The 21000-nt window shown below is 69.2% G+C and carries 24 protein-coding genes; 6 read left to right on the top strand and 18 right to left on the bottom strand.

Annotation, left to right across the window (positions count from 1 at the left end; translation table 11 throughout):
- Positions 1 to 29 precede the first annotated feature (29 nt).
- Both ACZ4SF_RS33905 and ACZ4SF_RS33900 read right to left on the bottom strand, forming a co-directional pair.
- On the bottom strand, positions 30 to 344 hold the full coding sequence (locus tag ACZ4SF_RS33905) for an MmyB family transcriptional regulator (RefSeq protein WP_468392259.1): 315 nt from the start codon (positions 342 to 344) through the stop codon (positions 30 to 32).
- Between the two features lie 147 nt (positions 345 to 491).
- The gene (locus ACZ4SF_RS33900; RefSeq protein WP_468392189.1) at positions 492 to 965 is read right to left on the bottom strand and encodes a hypothetical protein; all 474 of its coding nucleotides are present in this window, start codon (positions 963 to 965) and stop codon (positions 492 to 494) included.
- Positions 966 to 1306: 341 nt separating this feature from the next.
- On the opposite strand from ACZ4SF_RS33900, the gene ACZ4SF_RS33895 reads away from it, so the two are divergent.
- The 4 genes from ACZ4SF_RS33895 (at position 1307) to ACZ4SF_RS33880 (ending at position 4158) form a co-directional block, all read left to right on the top strand.
- Positions 1307 to 1525, top strand: coding sequence for a hypothetical protein (locus tag ACZ4SF_RS33895; RefSeq protein WP_468392187.1), 219 nt, complete (start codon positions 1307 to 1309; stop codon positions 1523 to 1525).
- 122 nt (positions 1526 to 1647) lie between these two features.
- Positions 1648 to 2190, top strand: coding sequence for a serine hydrolase (locus tag ACZ4SF_RS33890; protein WP_468392185.1), 543 nt, complete (start codon positions 1648 to 1650; stop codon positions 2188 to 2190).
- Positions 2191 to 3150: 960 nt separating this feature from the next.
- Complete coding sequence (locus tag ACZ4SF_RS33885) at positions 3151 to 3651, top strand: LysE family translocator (RefSeq protein WP_468392183.1); 501 nt, start codon at positions 3151 to 3153, stop codon at positions 3649 to 3651.
- 216 nt (positions 3652 to 3867) lie between these two features.
- Positions 3868 to 4158 (top strand): hypothetical protein, encoded by a 291-nt coding sequence (locus ACZ4SF_RS33880; protein WP_468392181.1) that lies wholly within the window; start codon positions 3868 to 3870, stop codon positions 4156 to 4158.
- Positions 4159 to 4682: 524 nt separating this feature from the next.
- On the opposite strand, the gene ACZ4SF_RS33875 is transcribed toward ACZ4SF_RS33880, so the two are convergent.
- The 16 genes from ACZ4SF_RS33875 to ACZ4SF_RS33800 all read right to left on the bottom strand — a co-directional run bounded on the left by ACZ4SF_RS33875 (position 4683) and on the right by ACZ4SF_RS33800 (position 18260).
- The gene (locus ACZ4SF_RS33875; protein ID WP_468392179.1) at positions 4683 to 5159 is read right to left on the bottom strand and encodes a CYTH domain-containing protein; all 477 of its coding nucleotides are present in this window, start codon (positions 5157 to 5159) and stop codon (positions 4683 to 4685) included.
- Positions 5143 to 5862 carry an HAD family hydrolase gene (locus ACZ4SF_RS33870; RefSeq protein WP_468392177.1) on the bottom strand — a complete coding sequence of 240 codons (720 nt, stop codon included), beginning with the start codon at positions 5860 to 5862 and terminating at the stop codon, positions 5143 to 5145. The genes ACZ4SF_RS33875 and ACZ4SF_RS33870 overlap by 17 nt, the downstream gene beginning before the upstream one ends.
- Positions 5859 to 6524, bottom strand: a complete 666-nt coding sequence (locus ACZ4SF_RS33865) for a hypothetical protein (RefSeq protein WP_468392175.1) — start codon at positions 6522 to 6524, stop codon at positions 5859 to 5861. The genes ACZ4SF_RS33870 and ACZ4SF_RS33865 overlap by 4 nt, the downstream gene beginning before the upstream one ends.
- Entirely contained in the window at positions 6521 to 7174 is a 654-nt protein-coding gene (locus tag ACZ4SF_RS33860) for an MOSC domain-containing protein (RefSeq protein WP_468392173.1), read from the bottom strand. Before ACZ4SF_RS33860 ends, ACZ4SF_RS33865 begins: the two co-directional genes overlap by 4 nt.
- Positions 7171 to 8127 carry a nucleoside-diphosphate kinase gene (locus tag ACZ4SF_RS33855; protein ID WP_468392171.1) on the bottom strand — a complete coding sequence of 319 codons (957 nt, stop codon included), beginning with the start codon at positions 8125 to 8127 and terminating at the stop codon, positions 7171 to 7173. The genes ACZ4SF_RS33860 and ACZ4SF_RS33855 overlap by 4 nt, the downstream gene beginning before the upstream one ends.
- Positions 8124 to 9101 carry an acetylxylan esterase gene (locus ACZ4SF_RS33850; protein ID WP_468392169.1) on the bottom strand — a complete coding sequence of 326 codons (978 nt, stop codon included), beginning with the start codon at positions 9099 to 9101 and terminating at the stop codon, positions 8124 to 8126. The genes ACZ4SF_RS33855 and ACZ4SF_RS33850 overlap by 4 nt, the downstream gene beginning before the upstream one ends.
- Complete coding sequence (locus ACZ4SF_RS33845) at positions 9088 to 9306, bottom strand: (2Fe-2S)-binding protein (RefSeq protein ID WP_468392167.1); 219 nt, start codon at positions 9304 to 9306, stop codon at positions 9088 to 9090. Before ACZ4SF_RS33845 ends, ACZ4SF_RS33850 begins: the two co-directional genes overlap by 14 nt.
- Positions 9303 to 10244: a nucleoside-diphosphate kinase gene (locus tag ACZ4SF_RS33840; protein WP_468392165.1), complete on the bottom strand. Its 942-nt coding sequence runs from the start codon at positions 10242 to 10244 to the stop codon at positions 9303 to 9305. Before ACZ4SF_RS33840 ends, ACZ4SF_RS33845 begins: the two co-directional genes overlap by 4 nt.
- Before the next feature lie 42 nt (positions 10245 to 10286).
- Positions 10287 to 11567 (bottom strand): hypothetical protein, encoded by a 1281-nt coding sequence (locus ACZ4SF_RS33835; protein WP_468392163.1) that lies wholly within the window; start codon positions 11565 to 11567, stop codon positions 10287 to 10289.
- A 27-nt stretch (positions 11568 to 11594) separates the two neighbouring features.
- On the bottom strand, positions 11595 to 12389 hold the full coding sequence (locus ACZ4SF_RS33830) for an ABC transporter permease (protein WP_468392161.1): 795 nt from the start codon (positions 12387 to 12389) through the stop codon (positions 11595 to 11597).
- A gap of 3 nt (positions 12390 to 12392) precedes the next feature.
- Positions 12393 to 13199 carry a hypothetical protein gene (locus ACZ4SF_RS33825; RefSeq protein WP_468392159.1) on the bottom strand — a complete coding sequence of 269 codons (807 nt, stop codon included), beginning with the start codon at positions 13197 to 13199 and terminating at the stop codon, positions 12393 to 12395.
- A complete protein-coding gene (locus ACZ4SF_RS33820; protein ID WP_468392157.1) occupies positions 13196 to 14143 on the bottom strand; it encodes an ABC transporter ATP-binding protein in 948 nt (315 codons plus the stop codon). Before ACZ4SF_RS33820 ends, ACZ4SF_RS33825 begins: the two co-directional genes overlap by 4 nt.
- A complete protein-coding gene (locus tag ACZ4SF_RS33815) occupies positions 14140 to 15492 on the bottom strand; it encodes a metallopeptidase TldD-related protein (RefSeq protein ID WP_468392155.1) in 1353 nt (450 codons plus the stop codon). The genes ACZ4SF_RS33820 and ACZ4SF_RS33815 overlap by 4 nt, the downstream gene beginning before the upstream one ends.
- Positions 15489 to 16856 (bottom strand): TldD/PmbA family protein, encoded by a 1368-nt coding sequence (locus ACZ4SF_RS33810; RefSeq protein WP_468392153.1) that lies wholly within the window; start codon positions 16854 to 16856, stop codon positions 15489 to 15491. Before ACZ4SF_RS33810 ends, ACZ4SF_RS33815 begins: the two co-directional genes overlap by 4 nt.
- 14 nt (positions 16857 to 16870) lie before the next feature.
- Positions 16871 to 17887 carry a PqqD family protein gene (locus ACZ4SF_RS33805; protein WP_468392152.1) on the bottom strand — a complete coding sequence of 339 codons (1017 nt, stop codon included), beginning with the start codon at positions 17885 to 17887 and terminating at the stop codon, positions 16871 to 16873.
- Between the two features lie 211 nt (positions 17888 to 18098).
- A complete protein-coding gene (locus ACZ4SF_RS33800; RefSeq protein WP_468392150.1) occupies positions 18099 to 18260 on the bottom strand; it encodes a hypothetical protein in 162 nt (53 codons plus the stop codon).
- A gap of 1495 nt (positions 18261 to 19755) precedes the next feature.
- Between ACZ4SF_RS33800 and ACZ4SF_RS33795 the strand changes: the two genes are divergently transcribed.
- The gene (locus ACZ4SF_RS33795) at positions 19756 to 20202 is read left to right on the top strand and encodes a hypothetical protein (protein WP_468392148.1); all 447 of its coding nucleotides are present in this window, start codon (positions 19756 to 19758) and stop codon (positions 20200 to 20202) included.
- 480 nt (positions 20203 to 20682) lie between these two features.
- Positions 20683 to 20964 carry a transposase family protein gene (locus ACZ4SF_RS33790; RefSeq protein WP_468392147.1) on the top strand — a complete coding sequence of 94 codons (282 nt, stop codon included), beginning with the start codon at positions 20683 to 20685 and terminating at the stop codon, positions 20962 to 20964.
- The last annotated feature ends 36 nt before the right edge of the window (positions 20965 to 21000 follow it).

Here is a 21000-nt window from a genome sequence, read left to right as displayed (position 1 = left end):
ACGTCCGTCCCTCACGCGAGGCACTTCCCTCAAGGGTCGGCCCAGCGCTTGTAGCAAGGCGCAGAGCGTTCGTGACGGCGTCGACGAACGTCTCCGGCGGCCGCCGACCGTCTTGGAGTCTCTTGGCTCTGTACGTCCTCGTCGGCGGAGAGACCGCTGGCAAGGCGGGCAAGAGCTGTGGCGTGAAGGGAGGTGGGAGCGGCGGTGCAGGGGACGATGGTCAGGCCGGGGTCGGCGGGGACTTCGAGGGCGTCGTAGTCGAGGGCGAGGTCGCCGACGTCGGGGTGATGGAAGCGCTGTCGGCCGGAGCGGGAGTACTCGACATCGTGTGGATCCCAGCCGATCGCGAACTCGGTGCTGTGAGTGGTTGAGCTCGTCGATAAGGTCGGCGAGGTCGGTGTCGGTAGGGGGTCGAGCGGCTTTTGCGGAGGCTGAGCACGTGCCGTCGAACCGTGGTCGTCACGATCTGGGATCTCGTGGCTCTGGATGGCTCAAGGCCGACGCAACAGTTCTTCCAGAGCCGCGCGCGTTTCGGCTACCCGCTTTCTCCAGGCCGCGCTGCGCAAGGTGGCGAAGTCCCAGGCGACCACGGGTTCGGCGCCGCTCACGCAGTATCCGTAGACCGAGGATGCGATGTCGTCGGTGAGAAAGTGGTCGTAGTGGAACGACCCCTCGAAGCCTGCCCAGGCCACGGCCCGGCCGTCCGCGCACAGTCGGCGCAGGGTCTCACGCGTGTAAACGGGCAGGGCGAGCGACGTGTCGCGGAAGGTGAGGTCGTACGACATGAGGCCGAACGGCAAGATCGCCGACGGCTGCGATTCCAACATGAACGGGTACACCTCGTCGGGTCTGAGTCCGACGAGGTGGAACGCCTCAGGCGGCAGGGGATCGTTGCCCGCACCGACGACGAATACCGTCACCATGGCAGGACCCGTGAAGCAGAGTCCCTCCTGTACCTCGTTCACGGGGTCCCTTCCTGCCGTCCGTGGCCTGGCTTCCTCATCATCACAGCGAGAACACGTGCATCTTCCGCAAGGCTGCCCTCGCCGGCCGGTCCTTCGCCGGACCGCCCGAGATCGACCAATCCACCCGCCTGGCAACAGCCCAGCTCAATACACGAGCCCGGCCCTGGGTATGGGGAGGACTCGCCCCTTCAACCCGCGTCCTACGCCGCCGATACGTGTATTTTGAGGAATCCAGCACTGGACGGCGAGCAGAGCGGCGAGAAGCACAGCCGCCACCGCAGTGAACACCCGAAGCTCTTGACGGGGTCGCTGGGCGGGCTGGCCAGGGGCACGCTGGATGTGTGAGCAGCGCTCTGTTCGTCGTGCGTCCGTCCTCCCCTATGGGCGGGCGGAGGGTTACGGTGCATTCCCACGGTCATGATGAGATCCTCGGCACCGCTTACAGCGACCTGATGGTGTTCCTGGAGCACGCGGGCGTCCGCGATCCCGACGTCATCTTGGACGACGAGCGGTTCATCGAGTGGCGTGGCGTCCGGCGCATCAGTGGAGTAGCGGCCTGAGCGCAGGGCAGGAAGGTACCGAAGCGTCATTTGGTGAGCGGTTGACGGAGGGTTGCGCGTCAGTCGAGGGGTGATCCAGAAAAGACTCACCATGTCCCCGCCCTGCCAACGGACAAGACGCTGTGAGAGACGCTTCTGCGCGGCTCCCCGGCCAAGTGGAGGAGTACTCCAACTTCGGCTACGCAGTGCTCGGCGCGGCTCTGACCGCTGCTTCCGGGACAACGTACGAGGAGTTGGTAACCAGGTACGTCCGGCAGCCGCTCGACATCACGGAGACAACCGCGAGCCCCGATCCCGCCCAGCGCCTGCTGGCCCCAGGGCTCCTCGGCCGGCCCCGCAGACCGTGGACGATGGATGGCGCGATCCTCCCGGCGGGAGGTTTGTGGGCCACTCCGCGCGCGGCAGCCGACTTGGTGGTACGGCTTCTGATCGAGCGTCGACTGGGCGATCCCGTGCCGAGTTGGCAGACATCCGGACCCTTACGTCGGCACAACGGGGCCACACGCCACGCCTCGCTCTTCGCCGGAGCGACGGACGACGGACGCTGGGTATTGATCCACCGCCTCGACGCGGTACCGGAAGACACAGACCGTGCAGGTATCAAGGCCCTCACGGAGAGCCAGCGCGTCCAGGAGTCGGGGAGTTCTCCGCGCGAGCGGAGGTGAGCCGAACCTCCACCCGCGCGAAGCGCGTGAGCTGCAACAGGTCCGGTCGGCAGGTCCAGGCCTCGGCCGCGTGCGATGCAGGTAGCGTTTCCGCCTCTGGAGGTGATGGGCAGCCTGACCGGCTACTTCGACACGCGTCTGCACTGGTTGTCCTTGCAGCCTGATGGGTTGCCCGCCGACCCGAACGCTGTGAGGGGGCGGAGAGTTGGGCAGGCCGTCAGCATCAACGAGCAAGTCAACGGGCGTTGCCACGAACATCTTCAAGTCTCCACGCCTGATCGGGCCGCCGGTCGAGTTCGCTACGCGCTCCGTGTCGCGGTGGCTGTGCTGGCTGCGCAACGACGCGACCAGTCGGCGGTCAACCGCGCGCTCCAGGACGTCTGCGAGCGCTACCCGTCCTCCGCTGACCTCGTGCTTGCTGTGGGCGGGACGACACGACCTGGTGACCGCGGAGGGTTGATGGGCGGTGCCGGCCCGTCGTCCAGCAGCCCGAGGGGCGCGGAGCCCGCCTACTGGACGGTAGAACGCGCGGCCCGAGCCGTGGTGGACGCCCTCGTCAAGGGCGACCGACAACGCGCCCAGGCCGTCGACGGACGGCCCCGCGGCGCCGCACTCTTCCCGGCACTGGCAGCCCGGCACGTGACTCGGCGCCGGCCAGGTACGACAAGAGAGCATTCGTCTGTCACGGCACGGTCACTGTCACCGCGATCCGGCTGTGGATCCGTGAGCGATCCGTTCGGCAGTCCATGGACGCCCTCGTCCCAGATGAGTCCAAGCTGACCGGCTGACCCATCGCTCGAGGCGTGTCCCGGACACGTCTCCTGAGATGTGACGCGCAAACAAAGGTGAACAGTGCCATTCCTGCCCGATTTCGGGCAGGAGTGTAGACGCTCTGCGGTTCCCGGCCTAGGGTGATCGCTCATGATCACCCTAGGCGCAATAGGGACTTTTGCCCTGATAGTGGGACTCCTGACGCTCACTCCGGGACTGGATACCGCACTCATCCTGCGCACCGCGGCGCTCGGGCACCGCCGCCGCGTCTGGGGCGTGGTCCTCGGCATCCAGAGCGGCACGCTGGTCTGGGGCGTGCTCACCTCGCTCGGTGTGACCGCGCTGCTGACCGCGTCTCATCTCGCATACGAGACTCTTCGCTGGGCCGGAGCGGCGTACCTGGTGTGGATGGGCGGCAGGCTGCTGTGGGCCACCTGGCGCCACTCGTCGGGCGAGAGCCCGCGGACGGCGGGGACCGGGGGCACGACCGGGGCCGAGACCAAGGCCGGGACAGGCGCCGGCGACACTCTGCTCGGCGGCTGGCGGCAAGGGATCGTGACCAATCTCCTCAACCCGAAGATGGGCGCCTTCTATGTTGCGGTGCTCCCGCAGTTCATTCCCGCCGGCGCCTCGCACCTCGCTCCAGGTGTGCTCCTGGCCGGCGTACACATCCTCCTGGCCGTCGTCTAGGCGTGCGCGCTGATCGCCTTCGCGCATGCGCTCCGAGACCGCCTGCAGCGGCCCTCGGCCCGCCGCTACCTGGACCGCATCACCGGCACGGTCATCGCCGCCTTCGGCATCCGGCTCGCGCTCGGACAGTGAGGCACCGGTCGACGCCACCGCAAGGCCACCGGCAGCAGCCGAAACGGGCAACCCGCGCATCACCCGAAGTGAAAGGACACCTGCATGTGCTCGCTCCCCACCGGCACCGAGGCCGTGGTCTTCGACTGCGACGGCCTGCTGGTCGACACCGAAGCCTGCTGGACCGTTGCGGAAACAGCCATCTTCGCGGCGCACGGCCATTCCTTCGGTCCTGAACAGAAAGCCCTGGCCATCGGCCGCACCGTGGAGGCCGCTGGTGAGGCCATGGCCCGATACCTCGGGCGCCCGGGCGCTGGTTCCGAACTCGCGGCCGAACTCCTGGAACCCGAATTGTGGGACTGGGCCAGGAAACTGGGAGATGGCACGGTCCGCTGACCCGCTTGACGGATGCCACCGGGCTGAAACGGCAGGCGGCACACCCCGCTTACGCGATCGGCCGGACACCGCCCAGCAACGGTTGCCGGGCCGCGGGCGGCAGCCAGGTGCTGGGGTCCTGGTCAGCCCTGGACCCGTTCGGCGCCGCGGACGCGGCGATCAACGCACGCCTTGTCGCTTCTGCCTGCGGTCCTCCTCGTGGGGGAGTCCCAGGTCGCCGGCACGGTCGCCTGGGCCTGCGTCCGGCCGCGGCTGCCCGGCCCATGCGGCGATCCTCGGCCCTGTGGGGATGTACCACCTCCGGTGGGCACCAGGTGGTCGGCGGCCCGTGGACCGCCGCCCGGATCGAGTTGCGACCGCCCGGTCCGTGCCGAGCGCAGATCAGTTGACGCCGCGCCGTGATGAGGTCGGCAAGGCGGTGCTCGTGCAGGAGCAGGAGCAGGAGGCGCAGGACGGTGTTGCGGGCATGCCCGGGCGTGACCCGGTGCGGGGCTCGCCCGGGCATGCGTCGACGGCCCCGAGGGTCAGGCCGTGGTGCCGGGAATTCCCTCGGCCGCTAGACGGCGGTTCTTGTACTCCGGGGCTCCGGTGATCTCGGTGCCGAACCAGTCCGGGGGAGTGAAGGCCCTGGCTGTCTCCTCGGACGGAAACTCCACTTCGACAGTGCGCAGACCGGACAGACTCTCCGTATACACGTCCACGTACGCGAGGGTGTCGTGGACGGGCACCGAGTGGCGGGTCTTCGTCAGCCGGGCGCCGATCGTGGCGGGCCAGAGTTCCACGAACTCCTCCTCAGTGAGCTGGAGTTCGACCTCGATGCGGGAGAGGCCACCCTTTCCGCGCTTGATCCCGAGGACGCACTGGCCCGCGATGCGGCGCAGGCGCACCTCGGTGCCGTCGTCGGTGACAGCGATGTAGCCCTGCTCGATGGGTTCGGTTGCCACGGAAGGCGGTACGGCGTCGCTCCGCAACAGGAACTTGCGCTCAATTTCCAACGGCATCGGTCACCTCCTGCCTCCCGTGTGCCGTGACCAGGGCGGGCAGCCGGCGCATGTCGGTGAAGACGACCGTCGTCGGGCCCGTGAGCCAGTCGGCCGGAGTGAGGCCCCCCGCGTATCCGAATGAACGCATCCCGGCGGCGGTGGCCGCCTGGACGCCGAACCTGCTGTCCTCCACCACGGCGCAGTGGGACGGATCGATGCCCATCTGCCGTGCGGCGTGCAGGAACAGGTCCGGGGCGGGCTTGCCCCGTTCGACCTCGTGGGCGCTGAAGACCCGGCCCTCGAACCTTTCGTAGAGGCCGACCCTGCCGAGGGTGTGGCGCATCTTCTCGTGGCTGCCGCTGGAGGCGATGCACCACTGCCGTGCTCCGAGGCCCGCCGCTTCCAGGTGGTCCAGGGCCTCGACGATGCCGTCGACCGCGGTGAGGCTCTTGTCCACCTCCTCGGCGTGCAGCTGCCGGAACCGTTCGTCCCAGACACGGGCGGTCTCCTCGCCGAGGCGCTCGGCGATCTGCTCGCCGATCGAAGTGGTCGAGCGGCCGACGAAGCGGTTCATGACGTCGGACTCGCTCAGCGGCCAGCCCAGTTCGGCGCCCAGGGCGACATGCGTACGTACGGCGATCGGTTCGCTGTCGACGAGTACGCCGTCGCAGTCGAAGATGATGAGCTCGATCGGCTCCGCGGTGGCGGCGACCCCGGTCAACGGATGCAGCCCTGGCTGATCAGCAGCTGCCTGATCTCCTCGACGCGCTCGGCGCCGAGCCGTCGTCGGACCTGGTCCTCAGGCTTCTCGTCCTTCTGGCCGTACTGCCACCAGGCCTCGCCGGTGTCGCGGTTCATCACGACGAAGCGGTCCTTCTCGGAGGGGCCGCGGACGATGAGGGACGTGGTGTCGACGGCGGAGCTGACGGTGTGCACCATCGTGTGGCGGATCACATAGCCCGAGCCGGCCACCTCCTCGCGTACCAGCGCCGGCGTGCCGATGCGGGTGTCGGTGTCCAGCTCTTCGTAGTCGCCGAAGAGGTGGTGCTGGTAGCTGCCGTGCAGGATGCGGGAGCCGAAGCTCCAGCGGTGGTTGTGCGGACGGTCGAAATCGCTGCCGGTGAAGACGTGCAGGCGGATCCGCACGTCGCTGGCTTTGTCGTTGACCAGGACGACACGGTCGAGTTCCTGCAGGCGCTCACACTGGTTGAGGAGCTCGGGGGTGGCCAGGACGTGGTCGAAGGCGTCGTTGAGCCAGGTGGGGTGTGATGCCAGATGTTCGAGGAGCTCCTCCATCGGCCGATGGAGGGCGGGCATGTCGGACCAGTCGAGGGCGGCCAGCCGGGCCGGGTCGATCAAGGGCTGGGATGCTGTGGTCGTCATCGGGCGGGTATCTCCTGTTGGTGCGTGGCCAGCCACTTGCGGGCCTTCTCATGGTGTTTGGGCAGCATTTCCGGGGCGTCGAGAAAGCGGGGCATCAGGTGTGGCTCGGTGGTCAGCGCCCTGAGCATGTATCCGATGGTCACTCCGTGGCCGGGACGTTTGATGATCTCGACGGCGTCGCCGGCGCCTACAGTGCCTTCTTTCAGCACGCGCAGGTACGCGCCCGGGGCGCCGTGTGCGATGAAGCGTTTGACCAGGTCCGGGACGTCCCAGAAGCCGGCGAAGACACGGCAGGGCTTTCGGGCCCGGATGACCTCGAAGACCGCCTCGCCGATGGCCCACTGCTCGCCGACCTCGGCCCCGGTGATGTCCATGCCGACGGTGGAGAAGTTCTCGCCGAAGTTCCCCGGGGCGCACTCGCGGCCGAGTTCCTCCTGCCAGAAGACGGCATCTTCACGGGCGAAGGCGTACACCGCTTTGTCGGGTCCGCCGTGAACGCGCTTGTCGGCGATCAGATCGCCTTCAAGTCCCCAGCTGCGGGCCATGACCCGGTGGTCGACGGGCCTCTTGTCGATGCCGCTGCGGCCTACGCTGGTCCAGGGGCCCTGTCGTTCCACACCGAGGTTGAGGGTGGCCAGTACGGCGGTCACGAGGCGACCCCGTCGAGTCGCTTCGGCGCCCAGGCATCGGTGACGTTGGGGACGGTGGGGGTCACGCCGTCGACGTTCATCTCGGTCAGCTGGTGCGTGACGACGGTCAGCAGGTCCCAGCGGTGCGGGCTGTCCAGCGGGGTGTTCCGGGTCAGGTCGAGCATCTCGCTCGGACCGGGGCGCCGCTTCCCTGCTTCCCCGAGGGGTCCGGGGGCCGCGGCGAGCCGCCTCCAGCTGGCTTCCAGGTCGAAGTCGTGCTCCGGGTGCCGGTCCTCCAGTTCCTGGAAGATGTTCAGAGCCTCGGAGCGGGCGTCGTGGTTGTCCAGGATGCGGCGACGGATCAGTGCACGCCGGGGCTCGTCACAGATGACGGCCAGCTCACGCAGTACGTCGGCAGGCTCGTCCGAGATGTGCGTGAAGTTGAACAGCCCGCTGACGACGCCCAGCTGGTGACGCAGGTGCTCGGGTTTGCGCTGGCTGGGCTCGGCCGGGCCCTTGAGGGAGTTGAGCCGTACCGCGGCGGGGACCGCCCCGGGCTGCCAGCGCTCGTCCTTGAGGACCAGCGCCACCGTCTCGGTGCTGGGCAGGATGACGTCCATCGCTTCGATGCGCCGGCGGCTGGCGATGTTGAACTGGTAGCGCCAGACCTCGCGGATGGTCAGGCGGTCGTGCCGGAAGCGCACCGCGTCGACGGGGTGGAAGCCCGCCTCCCTGAGGATGCGCAGCGCGGGCCGCAGCCTGCGCCCGGCGGTCGCCTCCGGCTTGAGCATGCACATGGCGATGCCGAGCATCTGTTCGACGATGTCCGCGAAGGTCCAGCTCGCCTCGCGGAAGTACTGGTCGACCGCATAGAGATCGGCCTTGCGTTGTGACCAGGTGACAGTGTCGAGGACGTCGGTGGCTATCTCGGTCAGTTGCGCAATGGGCGGGCTGTCCGGATGCAGGCGTCTCATCGGTTGTGTCCTTCCTGCCAGAACGCGGGGGCGTGCGGGGCGGCCTGCGAGAAGACGTCGGCCAGGAACTCCGCCTCGGCGAGACGGAGCGGGGTGTTGGGTGCGGCGTGTTCGGCCAGTGGCCAGGTCAGGAGCTGCTTGGGTGCCGGATAGCGGGCGTGCACGGTGTATCCGGTCTCCGGCAGGCAGCGCTGGTCCCGGCCGGCCACGGAGAACAGCGCGGGGCAGCGCCCGTACCCGGCCAGCTCGGCGACGTCGAACAGGCCGAGCGTGCGCGATGCACGGGGTACCAGGTCCGGGTAGGACTCGGCGAAGCGCAGCAGCTCCCGGTAGGGCTGCCGGTCGGGTAGCCGGGTCAGCTCCGGGAGCGCGGCGAGGAAGGGGGATTCGACGAGCGCGGCGGCGACCTGGGGGCTGAGGACGGCGGCGGCCAGAGCCAGCTGTCCGCCCTGGCTGCGGCCGGTGGTGGCGATGCGGTCGGCGTCCACGGCGGGGTGCGCGGCCGCGACGGCGACGGCACGCACCGCGTCGACGTAGGCGTCCCGGTAGTAGTACGTGTCCGGGTCGAGGATGCCGCGCGTGGTGAAGCCCGGAATCTGGGGATGTGTGAGGCCGACCGGGTCCGCAGTGGCGCCGGCGCGGCCGCCGGCGCCACTCTGGCCCCGGGTGTCGACGACGAGCGTGGCGTAGCCGAGCGCCGGCCACAGGAGGCTGTCCAGGATGTGGCCGCGGCCTTCCCCGTAGCCGAGGAACTGGACGGTGCAGGGCAGCGGGCCGTCGTCGGTGCCGCCCGTGGGCAGGATCAGCCAGGCTGCGATGCGGTGGCCGTGCGCTCCGGCGAAGGACAGGTCGTAGGCGACGGCCGCGGCCAGCGGGGCGTGCTGCTCGGTCAGTCGCACGTCCAGGGGCAGCCCTGCGGCCGTCGCGAGCGTGGTGCGCCAGAACCGGGTGATCTCGTTGTCACTGCTGTGCACAGCTCACCGCCGGGTTGACGTAGCCGTCGGCCTCGTCGCCGAAGTCCTCGAGCAGTTCTTCGAGCATCTCGCGGCAGTCGCCGCAGCCCTGCCCGGCGTTGCAGTGCTCTCCCAGGCGCTCGACGGTTCTGGCGCCCCGGCGGATCCAGTCGACGATCTCGTCCTCGGTGACCTGGTAGCACACGCAGACGTTGCCCTCGCTCATGCCTGCTCCTGCCAGGCGCTGAGCAGCACGTTGGGATAGATCCGTTCGACGCCGGGGGTGTTGAACCGCACGGTGGCGGTCAGTACCGACAGCAGGTCCCACAGGTCGGCGGGGTCGGCGTCGGGATGGTGCGCCGCGCCGAGCAGCTCGGTGGCGGTGACGGTGGAACCCTCGGCGCGGACACGGGCGAGTGCTCCGGCGGGGGTGCCGGACTTCTCCAGTCGCCGCCAGCTGCGGTCGGGGTCGAGGTCGTGCGGTGCGACCGACTCCTCGACTTCCTGGCGGAGTCGGGTCACTTCGTCGGAGGCGTCGTGACCGGACAGGATGCGGTCGCGCACGAGTTCGCGGCGCCGGGATTCGAGCAACAGCCCGAGGTCGCGCATCACGTCGATGGGTTCGTCGGTGGTGTGGACGAAGTTGAACAGCCCGTTGAGCGCGCCCAGTCGCTCCCGCAGGTGCTCCGGTCTGCGTAGTTCGGCGGTTGCGGCGCCCTTGAGGGAGGCGAGCCGGACGGAGGCCGGTACGGCGCCGGGCTGGTGGTGTTCGTCGCGCAGGACGAGCAGGACACAGTCGAGGGAGCGTAGGTACAGCTCCATGGTGGCGATGCGTTCGCGGTCGGCGAAGTTGAGCTGGAAGCGCCAGGTCTCGCGGATGGTCAGCCGGTTGTGCCGGAATCGCAGGGCGTCGACGGGGCGGAATCCGTTGTCCTGCAGGGCCTGTAGGGCGGCGCCGTAGCGCCGCCCTGCGGCGGCATCAGGTTTGAGGACGCAGAGGGCGGTGCGCAGCAGATCGGCGGTGTGGTCGCCGAACGTCCAGGCGGCTTCCCGCGTGTAGGTGTCCATGCCGAACAGGTGTGCCTTGACGGGCGACCGTGTGACGGCGGCCAGCAGGCCGTGCGGTATGTCGTGGGGGCGCTGGGCGGAACGCTGCGTCTCCATTCTGTGCTCCTCTTTCTGCTTCGTTTCTCCTGACGGGTGCGCTCAGATGAGGGCGCGGCGCTGTCGCTCGGCGTCGACGTGGCAGCCCCGGGTGAACTGGGCTGCGGCGAGGTCCAGTTCCGGGAAGAAGGTGCGGTAGGCCGTGAAGGAGACGAGGTGCCAGATGTCGGCCTCGGGGATGCCCAGGGCGCGGACGTTCGCGATCTGCTGGTCGATGGGCTGGGTGCCGGCGGCGACCACTCCCTGCTCCTGGTACCACAGGTCGCTGCCGGGTTCTTGGTGCAGGTCCTGTCCGGCGAGGCGGGCGACGTCGCTGCGGTCCGTCATCAGCATCATGTTCTGCGGGCCGACGATCTCGATGGCCCGCTTGGCGATGGCGAAGTCGACGTGCTCGCCGTCGAAGTTGAGGCAGGCGGCGATGCGGCCGGCGTGGGCGCCGCGCATGATGGCGGCGGGCACGGGTCCGATCTGCTCGTGCAGGTCGGCCAGGTTCCACGACGGAAGGTCGTAGCCGGCCAGGAGCGCGTCACGGTTGGCGCGTGCCTTGGAGGTGCGGAACGCGTGCTTGATCAGCAGCGGCATCTCGTTGAAGAGATGGTCGGTGACGACCCGGACGCCGTCGTGCGGGCAGTCGGCGGCCTCGGCCGCGGACAGGACCTCCTCGATGCAGTCGGCGCCGAGCTGCGGGTTCTCCTTGGCGAAGTGCCCGAGCGCGGGGCGGATGCCGCTCTCGACGAGGCGGGTGACGATCCACTCCAGCGACGGGTGGTCCGGGGTGAACTGCGCGGCCAGATAGGAGCTGGACTGCAGGGCGTCCGGAGACAGCATGATGTAGACGAGGCCCAGCGGACCGCAGCCGGCGAGCTTGTCCCACTCCTCCTTGGAGGGCGCCCATACCGAGCTGGCCGGGGTGCCGCCGAAGCTGGCGACGAGCGGGCCCTCCAGTGCGATGGCGGGGACGAATGGGAGCTTGCCGTCCGCCTTCAGCGCGGCGAAGCCCTTCATGAACTCGACGAACCCGTCGAGGCGTTCCTGGCGCAGGTAGAGGGTCGGGATGCACAGCAGACCCTCGGAGGCGGCATGCTTGTCGACCTCGAAGAGGTCGATCTCCGCGAAGTTGGAGAAGTCGACGCTGCCCAGGCCGTGGCAGTGCACCTCGACGGGCAGGGAGGGAACCAGGTACGGCTCGGTGTCGCCGAGCGGGGCGGCCGCCAGCGAGCCGGGGATGATCAGGCCGTCCTTGTGCTGTACCGGACCGGAGAAGGTGCCGCGCGGGTCGATCCAGGCGTTCGCGGACCAGGTGGATGCCAGGCTGTTGCTCACTTGTCTTCTTTCTCTTTCCGGGGCTGTTCAGGCGTTGCCGAGCGCGACGCGGGCCGTCGCGCGGCGGGCGGCCAGGTGCACGAAGAGCACACCGGCGAGGGCCCAGGCGGCGCCGACCGCCAGTTCGACGATCAGGGGCGCGCTGTGCGTCCGGCCGACGAGGAGGCCGTCGACGGCCTGCATCACGTGGCTGAGCGGCATCACGTCGCTCAGCGGGATCAGGAATGCGGGGAGCCGGTCATGGGGCACCAGGGTCCCTGACAGGACCATGAGGACCAGTTCGGCTGTGTTGGGGCCGACGAACAGGTCCTCGATGAGCAGGGCGAGGGCCGAGAGGGTCAGGCCGAATCCCGCCGTCGTCAGCACGCCGACGACCAGCAGTGTGGCGTACTGCCCGATGCCGATCGGCAGCGTCGTGTACAGGAGGCAGCACACCAGGTAGGTGCACAGGCCGCCGACGAAGCCGTCGACGATGTGGGGCAGGGCACGTTGGCAGGCCGCGGCGACTTTGTTCTGGGGGGAGGCGAGCCAGATGCCGAGTGTGTTGAAGGAGCGCTCGTTGCCGATCGACAGGGCCATCCCGTAGACGACGGCACCCGCGCCGGCCAGCAGGCTGGAGGCGACCAGCATGCGGGCGGCTCCGGCTCCGTAGTGGGTTGCGAGGGAGGTGAAGGCGATGGCCATACCGATGGGGCGCACGATGCGTGAGCTGAGGTATCCCAGCGGGTTGAACCAGGTGAACAGGGCTCGGTAGGACAGTGTCGCGCCGCGCAGCGCGGCACGCATCGCGCCGGTCCGGGGGGCTCGGGCGGGAGTCTGCATCGCTCAGGCCTCCAGCGGCAGGGCGGTACGGCGGACGGTGTTCTCGAGCCGTTGCAGGGCGAGGACGACCAGTGCGCAGAAGAAGCCGGTCAGGGCCAGCGCCGCGAGCAGCCGCCCCGGGCCTGCGCCGCGGATCCAGGCCATGACGTGGGACTGCGGCACGATCAGGGCGAGTTTCTGCACGGGAGCCGGGAGGGCGGACTGGGGCACGATCAGTGCGCTGAGCGCCATGATCAGCCCGGTCAGTCCGTTGGTCATGCCCGCCGAGAAGGGGAAGCGCAGGACGGCGATGCCGAGCAGCCCGATCATGGAGGCGGTGGCGAAGGCGAGGAGGACACCGCCGACGAGCCAGCGGAACCAGTCGAATGTGCCGTCGATGCCGAACAGCAGACCGAGGACGATCAGCGTGCCGGGCAGCGCGGTGAGCGACTGGAGGGCGGTCCCGGTCAGCCTGCCCAGGACCACGGGGACGAGACCGCCGGGGCTTCCCAGGGCGGCGTGCAGTGTCTTCCACTGCTTCTCGCCGAGCATGCTGAACAGGACCAGCACGATGATCGAGTCGAGCATGCCGATGCCGGCCGAGCCGACGGCCATGTCGCTGGTGGTGTCGCGCGAGAAGCCGCTCGTGGCATTGGCGTGTACGACGAAGGCGAAGACGCAGGGCATCGCGAGCGTCGAGAAGATGGCCATGGGGCTGGTCGCGTGCATCCTCAGCTGGTCCACGACCGCCCGGAGGAAGGTAGCTGCGGAGGCGGGGCGACTGGTCGGAAGCCGCGCGGCGCGGGCGGTGCCGGTGCGTGGGGTCGTCATGACGCGGCCACCATGTCCAGGAAGACTTCCTCGAGGGTGGGCGGGGTGACGGCGACGCTGGTGGTCTGTCCGGGGAAAGTGGCCAGCAGCCATTGCACGGCGGCCGCGCCGTCACCGACGCGCAGGGTGACGGCGGAGCCGTCGTGCTCCATGCGCAGCATGCCGGGGCAGTCCTTCACCGCGTCGGGGGGCTGGGCGGCGGAGAAGACCGCGTTGACGACGTGGCCGAGCCGGCTCGCCGCGTTCAGTCGCAGCTCGCCGGCCGTGGACTCCACGTGGATCCGGCCGCCCTTCATCAGCACGATGCGGTCGCTGAGCTCCTCGGCCTCGCGCATGTCGTGCGTGGTCAGCAGGATGCTCCGGCCCTCACCCGCCAGGCGGGCGACGAGGGCGCGCATCGTGGCGGCGGACTGGGGGTCGAGGCCCGCGGACGGCTCGTCGAGGATGAGGACGGACGGCTCGTGGAGCAGCGCGCGCGCAAGGTGGAGCCGCTGCTTCATGCCGCGTGAGAAGGAGCCCACGAGGTCGCCGGACCGGTCGGAGAGGTCCACCTCGTGCAGCAGGTCATGTGCGCGCTGCGCGAGGCGGGTACCGCGCAGACCGTACATGAGGCCGAAGAACTCCAGGTTCTGTGCGGCCGTCAGCCGCGGGTACAGGCCGGTGTCACCACCGAGGCTGAAGCCGCAGGCCATGGCGGCGCGGCGGCGGGCTCGCACGACGTCGTGCCCGTCGATGAGCACCTGGCCGGCGGTTGGCAGGAGCAGACCGGTCAGCATCTTGACCGTGGTGGTCTTGCCGGCGCCGTTGGGGCCCAGCACGGAGACGAGTTCGCCGGGTCGTACGACCAGTGTCACGTCGTCGACGGCTCGTCGTACGGAGCCGTCCTTCGTCGTGAACTCGCGTACGAGTCCTCGGGCTTCGAGCCCTCCGCTGGTCACGGTCATGATGCCATTGCCTTCGAGGTGATCCGGGCGATGTCCATCTCCAGGTAGGCGCCGCCTGCCGAGATCTGGCCGGGGAAGTAGGACACGGTGTCGCCGACGGCGGTCACCGAGGCGAGGAAGTCGATGGCCGACCCCTCGACGGACATGGGTGCGCAGGCCTGCAGCGGAACGCCGTCCACGGTGCGGGCGGTCAACAGCCGGAAGGCGAGCTGGCCCCCGGAGCGGAACTCCTCGACGCCCAGGGTGCGGGCGTCCACGACCACGCAGCGTTCGCCGGCCAGCAGGGAGTCGGTGGTGGTGTCCGGTGTGGGGGTCAGCCGGACGTTGCCGGCCGTCATCTGGGGGAAGTTCTTCAGCGGGTTCCACCATGCGTGGCCCGTCAAGGGCGACGCATGCTGCGGCCCGCCCTCCGCCAGGGCCACGGTGCGGGTGGCGAGGGGGCGCTGCCGCCCGTCGCCGCCGACCAGCTGCATGGCTCCGGTCGCTGTGCCCTCGCAGTCGAAGGAGCGGGCACCGTAGCCTTCGGGGCATGGCCCGTCGTCCACCAGGGAGGTGGCCATCGGCGCGGGGTGGGCCACGGGGTTGAGCAGGATCGTGTTCACCAGGGCGCGCAGCAGCTGGGCGACGGCGGACGGGGTGAACACCAGGCGGCTGTGCGTGACGGTGTGCTCCCCGGAGCCCATCCCTGTGTGGATCAGGCTGAGTTCGCGGCCTAGCCCGGCCAGGTCGATCTCGTCGAGCGTGGTGGCGTAGCGGGTGGCCGACACCACGTGCGAACCGGCGTCGTCGGTGACGAGCGCGGTCAACTCGACTCCGTAGCACTGGTCCTTCAGGCGGGCCCCGGAGCTGTCCAGGAAGACGGACTCGCGCAGGATGTCGCTCACGTGCAGTCCGGCGATGCTCTGCCCGGGGCGCAGGTGGGCGCCGATGGCTGCCATCAGCTCGCTGGTGCGGGAGGCCGCGCCGGCCATGTCGAGGCGGTCGCGCGTGGTGTGCCAGCCGTCGTCCGCGGACTGCACGGAGCGGTGTGCGTGCGGCCGCTCGCCGTCCACGGCGGCGCTGCCCAGGTGGAACAGGGGGCGTCCGGTCGTCAGCAGTCTGGCCGCGGTCGGCTCGGTGAGCTGGTTGGCGTTCAGGTACAGTTCCCGGCCGTCGCGCTCGAGTCGTACGAAGCCGCTGAACGCCGGTTCCTCGACGAGGAGTTGCTTCTTGCCAACGACGTCGCACGCCAATCGGCGGCGGGCCGTCCGCTGAAGGTACGTCGCCGCGCTCTCCTCGGGGCGCAGGGCCGACTGGACGGCCTCGGCCACGGTGAAGGCCTGGTCGGCCCGGTGCTGAAGGGTCTTCACGCTGCGCTCCAATCCAGTGCGGAGAAACGCATCGAGGGAGAGAACAGGCCGATGCCGATCATCTGCCCCTGCTTCCCGCAGGTGACGCTGTCGCCACCGAAGTCCGTGCCGATGCCCTCCACGCGAGTGAGGGTCTCGACGGCGTCACCGAAGAGGCTGACGTCCCGTACCGGGAGGCGGTGGCCGTCGGGAGTGAGGTAGGTGCAGTTCAGCGCGGCGAAGTGGAACTCTCCGGTAGAGAGGTTGATCATCCCGGCCCCCAGGCAGCCGACGTGCAGCAGGCCCTCGGCGGACGGCGCCATGAGGGCCTCCGGGGCATCCGTGCCGCGCGGCACCACCGTGTTGCTGGCGCGCGGCAGGGGCAGGGCGCGGTAGTCGCGGCGGCGGCCGTTGCCGGTGGGCCGGTAGCCGTGGCGCTGCGCCGTACGGACGCTGGACAGCGGGGTGCCGAGTTCACCCTCGCTGACCAGTACGGTCTTGCCGCCGGCGAAGCCCTCGTCGTCGATGTCGTAGGAACCGTAGCCGTCGGTGAGGGTGGCGTCGTCGTACAGCGTCACGGTGGCGGGGACGGCTCCCGGTTTGCGGAGCGCTGCGACGTAGTCGCTCTGCATGGCGAAGTTGTCGCCTTCCAGGGCGTGGCCGATCAGCTCGTGCAGCAGAGCGACCGCGGCGGACGGTCCGAAGACCACGGGTGTGCGGTGGCGGCCGCCGAGACGGGCACGCGCGGAGTTGTGCGCGTGTTCCACGGCGATCCGCGCCACGTCCTGCGGCAGGGCGTCGCGGGTGGCGGTGCCGGCCTGCGGGCCGCGCTCCAGCCAGCGGCTGAGGCCCCGGTAGCGCTGTGCGTCGTGCACGACGGTGGCCTCCACGCGGCGCCGCACGAAGCGGGAGGTGGCGGCCGACCGCACGCCGTCGGTGTCCACGACGGCGACACCGCGGAGGGTGAAGTCCTCCATGGTGCGCAGGGAGTGTGCACGGGCGGAGCCGGCAGCCGACCAGTCCTGCGCGGCCACGGGTTCGAAGTCCAGGTCCGGGGCGTCCTGCCACGAGGGCGCGTCCCCCGTGGCAGGCTGGCCGTCCGCCGGCAACCACTGGGCCAGCGCAGGCAGTTCGGCGACGGAGAAGGCCCGATGGCGCCAGCGGCCGTCCTGGCGCACCATGCACGCGAGTCCCTCGCGGGGTTCGACGCAGGTGGCGAGCACCTCACCGTCGAGGCACTCCACGCGTACCTCGACGGTGCGCTCCGCGTAGGCCTGGACGTAGTCTGCCGATGCGCCGAGTCGCTCGACGGCCCACTGGGCCGCCTCGAGGAGGCCTTCGGTACCGGTGGGCCGGGTGTTCTGCTGGGTCGTCGTCACTGCCATGGCTCGCTGCCCGCTCAGATGGTGTCGAGGACGGAGTACGGTTCGCCGCCCACGAGGTCGCGCGAGCGCAGCGACTCGAGCAGTCGTTCGATGCGCTCGGGGGTCATGGCCTTGAGCGCGGGAACGTGCTCGGCGAGCTTGTGCACGGCGTCGATGACGCCCTGCGGGCTGCGGCCGTCGCACAGCGCCCAGACGAAGGCGGCGGGGTCGCGCAGCATCAGCTGGCGGCGCAGCTCCCAGTGCAGGAGGATTCCGTCGCTCTGCCCGAGCACGTTGTACGACGGGTTGCGCCACAGGCCTTCGGCGGCTGGCTCGGCCGGCGCGGTCCAGGGCCAGACGTCGAGGGAGACCGTCTGGCGGCTGAGCAGCTGGCTCGCCGCGACACAGGTCTGCACGAAGAAGACGAGTTCTTCGGCTGCGCGACGCCCGCGACCGGTCCAGTTACCGCGCTGGAAGTCGGTGAACGTGTCCTTCGGGAACCCCGCGACGGGCGTGCGGTCGAGCTGCTTGTAGACCCACTTCTTGCTGTAGTACAGGTCGCCGGAGGCTGCCGTGACGGCCTTGCCGGCGTAGGCGGTCAGCTCCTGGCCGACGAGTGCCGCGGTCTCGAAGTCGTCGTCCGCGCAGGCTCCGAGGAAGTCCTCGAGGTGGCCGTTGACCGCAATGGCGGAGTGATTGACCGCGACCTGGCGGATGTTGCCGACGGAGGAGTCGATCCGCTGCTTGAAGCCGTCCAGGGAGGACGAGGGCGCGACGATCTCGGAGGTGTACAGGCGGCAGACGAAGTCCAGCTTGTCGGGCAGCTTGTGCAGATCCGTCAGGTTGTCGCGCCGCAGCTCGAAGGAAGTGATGGTGTTCACCGCTTCCTCGACGAATGCGAGCGTGTACCGTTCCACATCGACCCGGTGACCGTTCACGTTGTATTGCGTGACGTCGTCGCCCATGGCGGACTCGTCGGCGTAGAGAACGAAAAGGTCGGCATCGCTCGTGGGATTCCCAAGGCCTGCCGTCAGGCTTCCAGCGATATACATGGAATTAATTGATCCATTGTCGTCAGCGGCAAGTGCCTCCGCCAACACGCGGGCCGCTTGCAGCTTTTCTTCAATCACCGAGCGTGCCACAGTCTGGTCTTACCTTTCCACAGAGTCGCGGGAGCCTCACCGGGCTTCCCGCCATCAGTGCCGGCCTTTTTCGATACGGAGGAGACGGGGTGGCGGGGAAATTCCCCGCCACCCAGCCTCATCAGACGTTCGCCACGTTGGCGACGTTCGCCACGTTGGCGACGTTGGCCACGTTCGCGACGTTGGCCACGTTCGCGACGTTGGCCACGTTCGCCGTGTTGTCCTCAGCGGACTCGAACTCGACGATGTCGTCCTCGATCTCGATGACGTCAATGTTCTCCATGTATTTCACCCCCCTTCGCTACAGATGTCGCCCTTGATGGGCGCGTCGGGAGTCCATGCATCAAAGACCCCCCTCGGCGGTCCTGCGCGAAAAAATGGGCACGCGCAGCGGACTGCCGAAGTCTTGAATGTCTTCACACGGATCGGCCCGGCGTCTCGAAGGACGACCGATGTCACCCCACGAGGTGAGCCGATTGATAAAGCTGCGGGAACTCCGCAGAAAATCAGGAACTAGCAGGGCCTGTCGCGGCCGGCGTCCCCATCAAAAGATCCCCCCGGTTCTCTCTGCCTTCCCCCCGAAGGCATGCAAAAACGTAACGGTGTGCCGGGCGATGCGTCAAGATCCTCTTGCCATCAAGTTACCCTCGAGTTCATCCGGGCTGCGAAGATCAACTGTATGTCCCTTTTTGAGGGGTGCGGACGTGACGTTCGAGCGAAGGCGACTTGAGGTTCTGTTGAGGTTCGATCGGGCCGGAAACCTGTGCGGGGGTCGGGTGCGGGGCCGGATACGGCCGAGATCTCGGTGGACCTCGGCCCCGCGCACCTCCGAGAGGCCCCGTAGACACCGGAGTTGGCGTGCCGGAGCCGCAGCGGGCACACCGAGCCGCCCGCACCAACTCGAGCGTGCAGCCGACCACCAGGATCGCTTCAGCCCCATGGGGAGGGGCAGTTGGACAACTCAGCCGTGAACGCGCCGCACCTCGTCGCCCTCGTCCCGGCAGGCGCCCGCTTCGGACTCGGCCCACTCGTCGAGTGACCGGATGCACTGGACGCAGTGGTCGCCGCGTGGGCCAAAGGGCCGAACCGATGCCCCACCGAGCTGTGGCGCGAGCCGACTGCTCTTCCATTCACCAGTAGAGGTGTTCGCGCACGTGGGAGGATGCAGTCATGTGGTCACGGCTGGGGTCGGGGAGAGGCTGCAAGCGGAGCTGGGTTCGCCACGCCGAGCTTGCAGGCTGGGCAGCAGTCCGCGATCACGGTTTGGCGGGCCGAGCTGTCCGGCACACCGGTGGTGGTCAAGCAGTTCGTCGAGGGCCCGGAGGCCGCCGAGAGGTGCGCCCGCGAGGTGGCTGCGTTCACGGCTCGCGTCCCGGGTCGACCCGCCCGTCGTACCAGGGCTCCTCGGCGCCGACTCCGGTGAAGAGTGCTGGTGCTCGAGCACTTGGACGTTCAGCCGCCGGCCGACGACTGAGTGATCGGTCATGCCGAGGCACTGGCCCGGCTCCACGCGGCCACCACTTCTGACGACTTCGGCCATCTCCCAGCCTGGTCCGGCCCACCGGAGACGACGTCGACTCCTTCCTCCGGCTCGCTCAGTCCTTCGGCTGCACGGTGTCATCCGCAGTACGGAGGGAGCTGGACGACCTCGTCAACCGCCTTGCCCACGCGTCTGGGCGTGCCCTGCTGCACGGCGATCCCTGCCCTGGCAACGACATGCACACCAGCAGCGGGGTCAGGTTCATCGACTTTGACAGGCCGCGCTCGGCAATGGGCTCGTGGAACTCGCCTGCCTCCGTATCGGCTTTCCGACCTGCTGGTGTGTCACAGCCCCGGCTCAGCCGCTGCTGGACGCGGCGGAGGCCGGCTACCGAACGGCCTGGCGCCAGGCGGCCGGCACCGACGTCCGGGGCGACCTCACCGACGCGTGTGCGGGCTGGCTGCTTCGAGGCGATGCGCTGGTCGAGCGGGCAGACCGGGGAACCGCCGACCACCTGTCCAAGGCCCCCGGCAAGAACTGGCGGTGGGGCACCGCGACGGCCCGTCAGCGACTCGTCCACCGTCTTGGGGTCACCGGGCAGATCGTCCACCGTCTTGGGATCACCGGGCAGATGACCATGAACAGCGCCGAGTTGGAGGATCTCGGGCGGCTCACCATGGCCATGCGCGATGCAATGCTCACTCGCTGGCCCACCCTTGCACCACTACCCGCACAGCGGCCCTGACGGCGTCCTGCCATCCGGCCGGAGCTGCGAAGTCCCGATCCACCGGTCCCGACGATTCCTTCGCCGCTCGGTGCGGGCGGGGCCAGGGCGGCTCCGCCGGTTCCGGCTGCGCCCCCAGGTTGCCGCACAGCCCGACTGGAGCGCTCAGTCGCAGAAGGTGTGGCTGAGCGTCTTGGCCGGCCGGTGAGCACTGCACTCGGCCGGCCGGCCGGGCGCGCCGCGCCAGCGATCCAGCCTCACGGAAGATTGCCTGGCGGAGCGGCGAGGTCGTCCTGACCGACGGCACCCTCATCCCCACCCAGCGCCGTACGGGAGAGGCGAACCGCCCGAACTGCTCTGGCAAGTATCACGCCACGGCCTGCACGTCCTCGCGCTGCCCGATGAGCGGGGCCGTCTGGTGTGGATATCGGCGGCCCGGCCCGGACCGCACACACGACATCGCCGCCCCCCGCCGCGACCACATCCCGGCCCCCCTGCGCGGTGCCGGCCTCGGCACTGGCCGACCTGGGCTTCCTCGGCCTGGACGACGACGATCCCGTGGTCGTCACCGGCTTCAAGGCCACCCGCGCCCGCAGGCTCGCATCCGCCGAGAAGGAGGCCGACCGGGTCCTGGCCGCCGGACGCGTCCCCGTCGAACGCAGCTTTGCCCACCTGAAGAACTGGCGGATCCCGACCAAGCTCCGCACTGCCCCCGCCCGCGCTACTCACCTGATTCGCGCCCTGATCGTCCTGACGAACATCGAGACCTCTACCGACAATTGATCTCCACCGAAGGTGGCCCACGATCAGCACATGCCC

This window comes from Streptomyces sp. NPDC027663 (assembly GCF_055566415.1).
This window is presented reverse-complemented; position numbering and strand designations above follow the sequence as displayed.